Annotated in this window: 12 protein-coding genes and 1 tRNA gene; 7 read left to right on the top strand and 6 right to left on the bottom strand. The window is 58.0% G+C overall.

The window, feature by feature from the left end:
* Nucleotides 1-31: 31 nt before the first annotated feature.
* Nucleotides 32-313, bottom strand: a complete 282-nt coding sequence (locus tag V5E99_RS03030; protein WP_093413984.1) for a peptidylprolyl isomerase — start codon at nucleotides 311-313, stop codon at nucleotides 32-34.
* A gap of 121 nt (nucleotides 314-434) precedes the next feature.
* Nucleotides 435-1,316, bottom strand: a complete 882-nt coding sequence (locus tag V5E99_RS03025; protein ID WP_499800829.1) for a lipase family alpha/beta hydrolase — start codon at nucleotides 1,314-1,316, stop codon at nucleotides 435-437.
* Between the two features lie 345 nt (nucleotides 1,317-1,661).
* Between V5E99_RS03025 and V5E99_RS03020 the strand changes: the two genes are divergently transcribed.
* A complete protein-coding gene (locus tag V5E99_RS03020) occupies nucleotides 1,662-2,714 on the top strand; it encodes a hypothetical protein (protein WP_499800828.1) in 1,053 nt (350 codons plus the stop codon).
* A 65-nt stretch (nucleotides 2,715-2,779) separates the two neighbouring features.
* Here V5E99_RS03020 and V5E99_RS03015 read toward each other — a convergent pair whose 3' ends face one another.
* A complete protein-coding gene (locus V5E99_RS03015; RefSeq protein WP_499800826.1) occupies nucleotides 2,780-3,844 on the bottom strand; it encodes a 3-deoxy-7-phosphoheptulonate synthase in 1,065 nt (354 codons plus the stop codon).
* Nucleotides 3,845-4,180: 336 nt separating this feature from the next.
* A complete protein-coding gene (locus tag V5E99_RS03010) occupies nucleotides 4,181-4,309 on the bottom strand; it encodes a hypothetical protein (RefSeq protein WP_499800824.1) in 129 nt (42 codons plus the stop codon).
* A 160-nt stretch (nucleotides 4,310-4,469) separates the two neighbouring features.
* Here V5E99_RS03010 and V5E99_RS03005 point away from each other — a divergent pair, with 160 nt between their 5' ends.
* From V5E99_RS03005 to V5E99_RS02980, 6 genes are all read left to right on the top strand, one after another.
* Nucleotides 4,470-4,913, top strand: coding sequence for a GNAT family N-acetyltransferase (locus tag V5E99_RS03005; RefSeq protein WP_499800822.1), 444 nt, complete (start codon nucleotides 4,470-4,472; stop codon nucleotides 4,911-4,913).
* A gap of 127 nt (nucleotides 4,914-5,040) precedes the next feature.
* Complete coding sequence (gene gacA, locus V5E99_RS03000; RefSeq protein WP_008015884.1) at nucleotides 5,041-5,682, top strand: response regulator transcription factor GacA; 642 nt, start codon at nucleotides 5,041-5,043, stop codon at nucleotides 5,680-5,682.
* A gap of 2 nt (nucleotides 5,683-5,684) precedes the next feature.
* Complete coding sequence (gene uvrC / locus V5E99_RS02995) at nucleotides 5,685-7,508, top strand: excinuclease ABC subunit UvrC (protein ID WP_499800819.1); 1,824 nt, start codon at nucleotides 5,685-5,687, stop codon at nucleotides 7,506-7,508.
* 26 nt (nucleotides 7,509-7,534) lie between these two features.
* Nucleotides 7,535-8,101 (top strand): CDP-diacylglycerol--glycerol-3-phosphate 3-phosphatidyltransferase, encoded by a 567-nt coding sequence (gene pgsA, locus V5E99_RS02990; protein WP_499800817.1) that lies wholly within the window; start codon nucleotides 7,535-7,537, stop codon nucleotides 8,099-8,101.
* A 63-nt stretch (nucleotides 8,102-8,164) separates the two neighbouring features.
* Nucleotides 8,165-8,240 (top strand) — tRNA-Gly (locus tag V5E99_RS02985).
* A gap of 185 nt (nucleotides 8,241-8,425) precedes the next feature.
* Complete coding sequence (locus V5E99_RS02980; protein WP_499800815.1) at nucleotides 8,426-8,668, top strand: Arm DNA-binding domain-containing protein; 243 nt, start codon at nucleotides 8,426-8,428, stop codon at nucleotides 8,666-8,668.
* A gap of 210 nt (nucleotides 8,669-8,878) precedes the next feature.
* On the opposite strand, the gene V5E99_RS02975 is transcribed toward V5E99_RS02980, so the two are convergent.
* Both V5E99_RS02975 and V5E99_RS02970 read right to left on the bottom strand, forming a co-directional pair.
* A complete protein-coding gene (locus V5E99_RS02975; RefSeq protein ID WP_499801093.1) occupies nucleotides 8,879-9,877 on the bottom strand; it encodes an NADP-dependent oxidoreductase in 999 nt (332 codons plus the stop codon).
* A 67-nt stretch (nucleotides 9,878-9,944) separates the two neighbouring features.
* Entirely contained in the window at nucleotides 9,945-10,814 is an 870-nt protein-coding gene (locus tag V5E99_RS02970) for an alpha/beta fold hydrolase (protein ID WP_499800813.1), read from the bottom strand.
* Nucleotides 10,815-10,853 lie beyond the last annotated feature (39 nt).

Genomic DNA, 10,853 nt, shown 5'->3' with positions numbered 1-10,853 from the left:
GGGCCGTCATGTAGAAAACGCAGGCGTCAGATCAATCCTGGCGGCTGGTGACTTCCAGCAGGTGATAACCGAACTGGGTTTTAACCGGGCCTTGCACCACGTTGATCGGTGCGCTGAAGACCACGGTGTCGAATTCCTTGACCATTTGGCCTGGACCGAACGAACCCAGGTCGCCGCCCTGACGGCTGGACGGGCAAGTGGAGTTGGCCTTGGCAACGTCGGCGAAATCAGCGCCGCCTTCGATTTGCGCCTTGAGTTCGTTGCACTTGGCTTCGCTGGCAACAAGGATGTGACGGGCAGTGGCTTTAGCCATGGGAAAATTCTCCATTCAATGTTCAGTAAAGTGCTGAGCCTACCGGATTCAGTGGTCTATTTCTCCTCAAAGTTCCATTTCAGGCCTGTCGGGCAATGGCACCTTTATATAAAGGTGCGGGTTAAAGGCCGGCATTCCTCAGGCGTTCAGCGTGCAGTACATAGAGCTCGATCGGGCTGGGGCCTTTGCGGTCTCGACTGGCGGTCTGGCTGAGACTGTCCAGGTGATCCATCGGGTAGTCGGAGCGGATCACTTTGCCGAGGTGGGAACTGTACTGGCCGACCATTCCGTCATTCTGCCCGGCCTCGGTGATGAAGTACTCGGAAAAGGCTCGGCAAAAGGCGCGGACCGGGTCGAGGGCGTTGAGCCCGTCATCAAGGAGGTTGCCTTGCAACGTGCCGCTCCAGGAATAGTAGCGCACGCCATTGACCACCTCTCGACCCTTGCCGCCCCAGTTTTTTGGCAGGCCCTGGGGGTACTTGTCGTTAAATGCGCCAACACCTTCGGTGGTCAGCGCGTTAAGCGCGGCAATCGCGTTTTGTGGCATGTGGTGATTACCGCTGAGTAGCGACAGGAAGTCGGCGAACAGGGTGGCGACTCTACTGGCCACCTGTTCTGGCAGGCGTCCCGGTGTCAGGGCCTTGCGCAAGAAATCTGCAAGCTCGGAACCGTGGTTCGGGCCGCTGACGGAGGTCACCGAAGCCACCCAGTGTGGCGCGATGGCGGCGGCGTAACGTGAAGCCAGCGCACCCTGACTGTGGCCGATCAGGTTGACCTTGTTCGCGCCGGTCCCCTCCAAAACCCGCTCGATTTGCGCCAAAAGTTGCTCGCCACGGACCTCGTTGCTGTGGGTGGCTGACAAGTGCGGAACGAAGACCCTGGCGCCACCACTCCTCAGGGCGAGCTTGACGTCATGAAACAGTTCGAATTTGCCGATACGGTCGAAACCGAAGAGCCCGTGCACCAGCAAGATAGGGTGTTGAGTTGTTGCATTCCGTTGCATGTTCGTACCTTTTCGAAGACGTTCGAGGATGTGCAGCAGGGCTCACTCTAAAGCACTCGCCCGGCCCGGCGATGTATGAAAAGTCCGCTGTAATCAGTGGAAAGCGGCATAGAAAAAGTCGGAAATTTCAGATGTTGCTGAGGCCTGGATCGGAATATTTCGACATCTTTTTGTCTGTTCGAGAGTGATTCTCACCAGCGGCCTACTTCACAAGACTCATTGTCTCGGCGATGGGTAGCTATTTCCTGACATCGCCCGGCAGCACCTTGTTGTTCAATAACCGTCGTTCGATGCCGCCCTGCATTACTAAGGGCGGTGTTTGTTTCCAAGGACTGGAGTGTGTGAATGACCACTTATGAAGTAGATGCAGGAATGTGTGCAAAGCGATCGATGCTGGCGCCGGTGCTGGTACAGGCAGAAAATGGCGTTCTCGATCCGGCCAGTAGAAAGGCTGTCGTCAAGGTCCTGCCTTATCCAGGCATGGTGAGCGGAGACCGGTTGGTGTTGCACTGGTCGGGTCTGGATGCTCAGGGGTTAGCCTACCGGCACGAAATGTCGGGCTTCGTCAGTCAGGGGCTGGAGGGGCAGGATGTTGTCTTTAGCGTCTCCAGTGCGCACATAAGTGCATTGGATGGCGGTTCGCTGGAGGTTTACTACACGCTTGCCAGTCGCTCATCGCCAGAGCCGACAGAGTCCCGGCGTTTGCAACTGAATGTCGGCGATACCCGTTCCGAATTGTTGCCGGTGGTGCTGAATGAGGCCGTGGGTGGCACGCTGGACCCCGACCGGGTGCCGGAAGGCGCTCGCGTGACGATTCGACCTTATGCGCGGATGGCGGCGGGTGACCGTATCGTGCTGTCCTGGGATGGCGTAAACCCTCAAACGAGTTTTCGGGACCGATTGAACATCGAGTCCTTTGCCGTGGGGCAGGAGCTTTCGTTCTGGGTGAGTCCCGAGTTCATTGCGCCCAATCTCGGGTCGAGGGTGACGATCCGTTACTGCGTTGAACAACGTGGCCAGGCGCCGTTCTACTCAGAACCTGCGCAACTGTCCATCGGGCCTATGGTGCGAGCGCCGCTGCTGGCTCCGGTCGTATTGGAGGCAGATGAAGGCTGGCTGGATCTGCAGGACTCGATTGATGGTGTCACCATCGTGATTGACGATGCTCAAGCCGAGGAGGGTGAGTTGGTGTATCTGAAGTGCGACGGCGCCAGCTTCAGTCACCGGGATGAGCGGGAGATTGCCCGGGAGATGGCCGGCGAACCGCTGGTGTTCATTGTCCCTTACCGGTTCTGGAGAGAGCATCATGGCTCGACGGTGCGCGTCAGTTATTCGGTCGAACGACTCGACGATGTGAGCCAGCTATCAGACGCGACGCTGGTGCAGGTGCAGGCGTAAGTTGTCTCGCTAGACGGCACAGCCTTCCAGCCCTCGATTGAGGGCTGGACGTTGACCCCGGACGGCTATGCTCGTAGTCGGTCGGCCGCCTGGCGCAGCAAGTGTTCGGTGCCGGTCCAGCCTAGGCAGCCATCGGTGACTGATACCCCGTACTGCATGGACGGACTCAGTGGTTGGCAGCCTTCGAAGAGATGACTTTCGATCATCATGCCGATCAATGAGTGATCGCCTTGCAGGCGTTGTTCGAGCACGTCGTTGAACACGGCGGGCTGGCGCAGCGGGTCTTTGCCACTGTTGGCGTGGCTGCAATCGACCATGATGCGTGCCGGAATTTTCAGCTTGGTCAGATCATGGTTGATTTTGGCGACGCTATCGCGATCGTAGTTTGGCCCGCGGTGGCCGCCACGTAGCACCAGGTGGGTATCTGGATTGCCGGGGGTTTGAATGATGGCAGGATGGCCCTGGCTATCGACCCCGAAGTGCCGATGGGGGTGAGCCGCCGAGCGCATGGCGTCACTGGCGACCGTGACACCGCCATCGGTGCCGTTCTTGAAGCCGACGGGCATGCTCAGGCCACTGGCCATTTCCCGGTGGATCTGCGATTCGGTGGTACGGGCGCCGATAGCAACCCAACTGAGCAAGTCGTCGAAGTAGCCGGCCGCCATCGGTTGCAGCAGTTCGGTGGCGATGGGTAAACCGAGGCGGAGCATTTCACGCATCAGCTCCCGGGACAGTGTCAGGCCGCCGGCCATGTCATCGCTGCCATCCAGATGCGGATCGTAGGCCAGGCCTTTCCAGCCGACAGTGGTGCGGGGTTTTTCGACGTAGGCGCGCATTACCAGGAGCATTTCACCACTGACTTCAGCGGCAAGGCGGGCAAGGTTGCCGGCGTATTCGAGGGCTGACTGCGGATCATGAATGGAGCAGGGGCCGACGATGACCAGCAAGCGGGAGTCTTCACCGTTGAGAATCGCGCGGACCGCGTGGCGATGGTCGGCGACTTGCTGGGTCAGGGCATTGCTGAGTGGCAATTGCTGTTTGAGTTGCAATGAGCTGGGCAGGCGCAGGGTCAGCGCTTCATTGGCAGGGCTCAAGGTGGACAGCGGCAGAGCAGAGACGGACGAGTTCATATTCGGGCTTCCTGGGCTGGCGGCGGGTTCGCTCCCGCTGCTCGGCCCTACTGGGGTGTTCGACAATTGGCCGGATTGGCTGCGTGTGTGTGCTTGCCACCTGTGGGTGACCGATCGGAGGCGGCAGGCTGTCCCGAGCGGAGGCTGGTAAATCGCCAGGCGGTAAAACTGTCGTAACGGTAATAAATGGCGTAGTTCATGTTCTTGATCCTCGGATGTCTGGTGTGTCGCTACAAAATGTGTGGGGCTGAAAAAACAAAACCCCCGGTCGGGAAGCCGACCGGGGGTTGAGAATTCTCTGGTGGCGACCCGTTTAAAGTGGGCGCCGTGTGGGTATCAGGCGCGCCAGTGGCTAAACCAATACCCAAAATAAAAGCTGACCGGAGCACAAATGTCATTCGCCCGGGCAGCCGCCATCGAGCGCAGGGCGCTGACGGTACGAAGCTGTGAGAGGGCGTTGAACATGGTCTGTCTCCGATGAATGTGCCGAGCTTACTAGAGGGCGGCAGTGGGATTCAATCAGAAAATGCTATCGGGCAACGGCCGTGTTTTCTATCGCTTGAGTGCCTCAGGGGTTGTGACACACTCCGGGTTTCGACAAAGAGTGACCCTTTCGGAGCGCTGAATGGTTTTCGAATTACGTCCGGCGACATCTGGAGATCTGGATTTCGCCCGCAGCCTGACTCGTCAGAACATGCTGCGCTATTACATTCAGTACGATCTGTTGTGGCTGGATGAAGCTTTCGATGTCGCTTGGGCCGGTCGGGAAAACTGGCTGATTGTGCAAGGCGAATCGACGGTGGGTTATGTCAGCCTCAGTCGTGATGCCAGGGCTTTGTACATCCGTGAGCTGCACGTGGCGCGAGAGTTTCAAGGGCAGGGCGCCGGTTCCTGGGCGATCGATCAGGTAGGGGGCATGGCCTGTTCGGAGCGACGCCCGGCATTACGGCTGACCGTTTTCAAAAATAATCCGGCGCAGGCGTTGTATCGGCGAATGGGGCTGGAGGTGGTCGGCGAGGACGAGTGTTTCCTGAGAATGCAGCGCCAGATCGATGCCCCGCATGGCTGAAACACACGGACGGCAAGCCCTCAAAGATGAATTGAAACTTTTTATATGACGCTTGCCGCTAGGTCTGCCAGTCGCTTTTTGCTAAGGTGTTCGGCAACCCAATACGACCATATCGCGAGGTGTCTGCTTGATTAGGGTGCTAGTAGTCGATGACCATGATCTCGTTCGTACAGGCATTACACGAATGCTGGCTGACATCGATGGCCTGCAAGTAGTCGGCCAGGCCGAGTCAGGGGAGGAATCCCTGCTCAAGGCGCGTGAGTTGAAGCCCGATGTGGTTCTGATGGACGTCAAGATGCCCGGGATCGGCGGTCTTGAAGCCACGCGAAAACTGCTGCGCAGTCATCCTGATATCAAAGTAGTCGCTGTCACGGTGTGTGAGGAAGATCCGTTTCCTACACGACTGTTGCAGGCCGGTGCGGCGGGTTATCTGACGAAGGGTGCCGGTTTGCCGGAAATGGTCCAGGCCATTCGCCTGGTATTTGCCGGACAACGCTATATCAGCCCGCAAATTGCCCAGCAACTGGCGATCAAGTCGTTTCAGCCGACCAACGATTCACCTTTCGATGCGTTGTCTGAGCGGGAAATCCAGATCGCCTTGATGATTGTCGGCTGTCAGAAGGTCCAGATCATTTCCGACAAGCTTTGCCTGTCGCCGAAAACCGTGAATACCTACCGTTACCGCATTTTCGAGAAGCTTTCGATCAGCAGCGACGTCGAGCTGACCCTGTTGGCGGTTCGTCACGGCATGGTCGATGCCAGTCTCTGAAAATGACTGAAGTCTTCGATCCGAGTGCATTCCTGTCGACCGTTAGCGGACGCCCCGGCGTCTATCGCATGTTCGACATCGATGCTCGCCTGCTTTACGTCGGCAAGGCCAAGAACCTCAAGAAACGTTTGGCCAGCTACTTCCGCAAGACCGGTCTTGCCCCCAAGACCGCTGCGCTGGTAGGTCGTATCGCCCAAGTCGAAACCACGATCACGGCCAACGAAACCGAAGCCTTGTTGCTGGAGCAGACGCTGATCAAGGAATGGCGTCCGCCCTACAATATTCTGCTGCGCGACGACAAATCCTATCCTTATGTCTTTCTCTCGGATGGCCAGTTTCCACGGCTGAGCATTCACCGTGGTGCGAAAAAGGCCAAGGGCAAGTATTTCGGCCCTTACCCCAGCGCCGGTGCCATTCGCGAAAGCCTTAGCCTGCTGCAAAAAACTTTTTTCGTTCGCCAGTGTGAAGACAGCTATTACAAGAACCGCACCCGGCCTTGCCTGCAATACCAGATCAAGCGCTGCAAGGCGCCGTGTGTCGGGTTGGTGGAGCCACAGGTGTATGCCGAGGACGTTCGGCACTCGGTGATGTTCCTTGAGGGCCGCAGCAACGCGTTGACGGACGAGTTGTCGGCCGGGATGGAAGAGGCTGCAATCAACCTCGAGTTTGAGCGTGCGGCCGAGCTGCGGGACCAGATCTCATTGCTGCGGCGGGTGCAGGACCAGCAGAGCATGGAAGGCGGGACGGGTGATATTGACGTGATCGCCGCGTTCGTCAATCCGGGCGGTGCCTGTGTTCACTTGATCAGTGTGCGCGGTGGACGGGTGCTCGGCAGCAAGAACTTCTTCCCGCAAGTGGGAATTGAAGAAGATGTTTCCGAAGTCATGGCGGCGTTTATGGGGCAGTACTACATCAGCAGCCCCGAACGGGATTTGCCGAGCGAGTTGATCGTCAACGTGGTTCACGACGACTTTCCTGTCCTGATTGCGGCCATCGATGAGTTGCGCGGTCGCGAATTGTCCATCAGTCATCGGGTCCGTGGTACGCGAGCACGCTGGCAACAGTTGGCTGTCACCAACGCCGAACAGGCGCTGGGCGCGCGACTGGCCAATCGTCAGCATGTTGCTGCGCGTTTCGATGCGCTGGCCGAGGTGCTGAACCTGGATGAGCCACCGCAGCGTCTGGAGTGCTATGACATCAGTCACTCCAGCGGCGAAGCCACCGTGGCGTCCTGCGTGGTATTCGGCCCGGAAGGCCCGATCAAGTCGGACTACCGTCGTTACAACATCGAGGGCGTGACGCCAGGCGATGATTACGCAGCCATGCATCAGGCCCTGACCCGGCGCTTCAGCAAGCTGAAGGACGGCGAGGGCAAGTTGCCGGACATTCTGTTGGTGGACGGTGGTAAAGGCCAGTTGTCCATGGCTCGCGATGTGCTCAATGAATTGGCAGTACCCGATCTGATTCTGCTGGGCGTGGCCAAGGGCGCAACGCGCAAGGCCGGTTTTGAAACCTTGTACCTGAACGACGCTGCACACGAATTCACCTTGCGCGGCGATTCCCCCGCGCTGCATTTGATCCAGCAGATTCGTGACGAAGCTCACCGTTTCGCCATTACCGGGCATCGGGCGCGACGGGGTAAAACCCGCCGTACCTCCACGCTGGAAGGCGTCGCGGGCGTCGGACCGACACGTCGGCGCGATTTGTTGAAACATTTTGGTGGATTGCAGGAGCTGTCTCGTGCCAGCATCGAAGAGATCGCCAAAGCACCCGGGATCAGTAAAAAGCTCGCTGAGTCGATTTATGCAAATCTGCACAGCGAGTAGAATGCCAACTCACCTCGTAGCCAGTTGTGCCGATGAATATCCCTAATCTGATTACCGTTCTACGCGTCCTGCTCATTCCGATCTTCATTTTGTTGTTCTACCTGCCTTACCAATGGAGCTACCTGGCCTCCAGTTCGGTCTTCGCCTTCGCCGCTGCCACTGACTGGCTCGATGGATATTTGGCTCGCCGTCTGGAACAAAGCACACCGTTCGGGGCTTTCCTTGATCCGGTGGCCGACAAGCTGATGGTCGCCGTTGCGCTGGTGTTGCTGGTGCAAGAACACGGCAACCTGTGGCTCACGCTGCCGGCAGCGGTCATTATCGGTCGCGAGATTGTCGTCTCGGCGCTGCGAGAGTGGATGGCCGAACTCGGCGCCCGCGCTCACGTCGCCGTATCGAACCTGGGCAAATGGAAAACCGCCGCGCAAATGTTGGCGCTGGTGATCCTGCTGGCCAATCCGTCGGACTTCAGCTTCTGGGTTCTGGTGGGTTACGCTTTATTGCTGGTGTCGGCAGGCCTGACATTGTGGTCCATGGTCCAGTATCTGCGGGCTGCCTGGCCGCATCTGAAGACCGACGTAGAAAAGAAATAAAACTTTTTTGAATCAAGGGGTTGACGGGGCTTCTGGAATCTATAGAATGCGCCACACCAAGACGCGGGAATAGCTCAGTTGGTAGAGCACGACCTTGCCAAGGTCGGGGTCGCGAGTTCGAGTCTCGTTTCCCGCTCCAAACATAGATCCACAGATGTCCACTGGGCGCTGAGGATCATCGAAATAGACGCTTCGGCGTCTTTTTTCGTTGCTGCGAAAAACCACTGGAAATCAGCGGAAGCCGGTACGTTTAAGTCCCTTTTTTGGGACAGGCTCGAATTCGTATTGTTGCTGGAACCCTTCAGGTCACCAGACGAGCATCAGGTGCTGACTCTCTTACAGTGGCTCACCATGCCTCTCTCGGAATTCACGATTCGGCATGCCCGCATCACGGGTAAAAACTACTCGCTTGGCGACTTCGACGGTCTGTCACTCATGGTGACTGCGGCGGGTGGCAAGCGCTGGCTGTTTCGTTTCTACTGGACCGGCCAGCAGAAACGCATGTCACTTGGCAGTTATCCCGCCGTCGGCTTGAGAGACGCCCGGGCTCAGCGCATTTGTCGATGATTGGGATAGTTGGAACGACCGATGCTCGCCCCCCGCCCTATGGCTCAAGCATGAAACTGCGCCAAACGATAACGGGCGGTTCAACCCGCGCAACATCCGGTTGAAGCGCTTGCTGTTCCTGCACCTCTGGCGAAATCACTTCGGATGATGACCGCTTAAGCAGTAAAAGCTGTGCAACTTCTACGGTCGATTCATGAGTAGGCGGCGTGGTCATTTGAGCGAAACAACGACCTTGCCCTTGGCTCGTCCCTGCTCAACGTACTTCAATGCCTCTGCCGTTGATTCAAAGGTGAAGGAACGATCAATCACAGGTTTGATGATTCCATCCTCAACGAGCGCGGTGATGTGTTGCAGTTGAGCGCCATTGGCCCGCATGAACACGAACGCATAGCTGACGTGCTGCTTGCGCGCTTTGCGACGAATGCCAAGACTCAGCAGACGCATGACTTGCTGCAATGGCCAAGACAACCTTTGCTCCTGCGCGAACTGTGCAGTGGGTGGCCCTGAGATGGAAATGAGTTGGCCACCGGGTCTTAGGACCGTGAGTGACTTCTCCAGCACGTCGGCGCCGAGGCTGTTCAGCACCACGTCGTAGTCATGCAGGACACTTTCGAAGTTCTGCTGTGTGTAGTCGATCACCAGATCGGCCCCCAACGCCTTGACCCATTCGACATTAGCGGTGCTGGTGGTTGTGGCGACAAACGCACCGAGGTGTTTGGCAAGCTGAATAGCAAGGGTGCCGACGCCGCCGGAACCCGCGTGAATCAGCACTTTCTGGCCCTTTTGCAGTCGAGCGGTTTCAACCAGTACTTGCCAGGCGGTCAGTGCAACCAAGGGGAGGGACGCGGCTTGGGCCATGTTGGTATTGGCAGGTTTCAGGGCGACCGCGTTTTCGTTCACGGCGATCAATTGGGCAAACGTCCCGATCCGCGCTTCGGGCGGGCGAGCGTATACCTCGTCTCCCGGTTTAAAGCGTGTCACCTTCGAGCCGACTTCAACCACGACACCCGCCAGGTCATTGCCCAGTATCAACGGAAATGAGTAGGGCAGGATCAGCTTGAAGTCGCCTTTGCTGATCTTCGAATCCAGCACGTTGACACTGCTCGCATGTACCTCGATCAGGACATCGTGGGCACCGACTGCGGGGGCGGGCGCTTCGCCAATGCGCCCGGGGTTCTTGCCATAGCGATCAATTAGAAATGCTTTCATCGTGGTGCGGCTCTTGCTGGTTGTACGGAGGGTAGTCGGTAGATTGCGGTGTTGCTGCGTGACGTGGTCAAGCGTCGAGGAACGCCTGCGCCTTGGCCACAAAGTCAGCGTGATGCTGGAAAATGCCGCCGTGCCCGGCATCCTCATAAATCACCAACTGTGCGTTCGGGATAAGCTTGGCCAGCTCAAACGAGTTAATGCTGGGCACCATGATGTCGTTGTCACCGTTGACGATCAGCGTTGGCGTGCGCAACCGTCCGAGTTCTTGCCGCGGTTGTTTGCCCCACGCGGTGATGGCTTTCAATTGCCGCAGGAAAGCGCGGGGCGTCGGGCCCTTGTCGCGATTTTTCTTGCGTGCTTTGAGGCGTCGTAAATATTGCGAGGCGGACCGTCGTCCATTGGCCGTCGAAGTGAAGAAAAGGTAGAACTTGGGATCGCGTAGGGTCAGCAAGCCTTTGAGGATCAATGGCCACGACACCGTGCCGACTTTGTCGATACCGGTGCCGCCCGCCGGTCCGGTGCCGGTCAGTATCAAACGGCGCACCAAATCAGGCGCCTTCAGCGCGATGTCCTGAGCGACGAAACCGCCGAGGGAGAAACCGAGCACATCAACGGTTTCCAGCCCCAGCGCCTGGATCAGCCGGATGGCATCGTCGGCCATTTCACCCACCGTCAGTGGCGCGGCTCCAGCAGAGCTGCCGATGCCGCGATAGTCGGTGGTGATGACGCGTCTGGTTTGCGCCAGGCCATCGATGATCGCGGGGTCGAAGTTGTCCAGCACCGCGCCCCAATGATTGAACAGTACGAGGGGCACACCGGTTGCGTGGCCGGTGTCGCGATAGGCAAAGCGAACGCCGTTGACCGTGATTGACTGGTTCGCCGCGTTGATGAACGACGTCGGCGAACCCGAGGGGGAATTTGTCTGCGTTGAATTCATTGTTACTCCGGACAGCGGGATGGATTCGATGCAATGCCA

Source organism: Janthinobacterium sp. LPB2021202312-11-4, assembly GCF_037049705.1.
Classification (GTDB): Bacteria; Pseudomonadota; Gammaproteobacteria; order Pseudomonadales; family Pseudomonadaceae; genus Aquipseudomonas.
The sequence above is the reverse complement of the archived record's forward strand: the minus strand, read 5'-3'. Positions and strand labels throughout refer to the sequence as shown.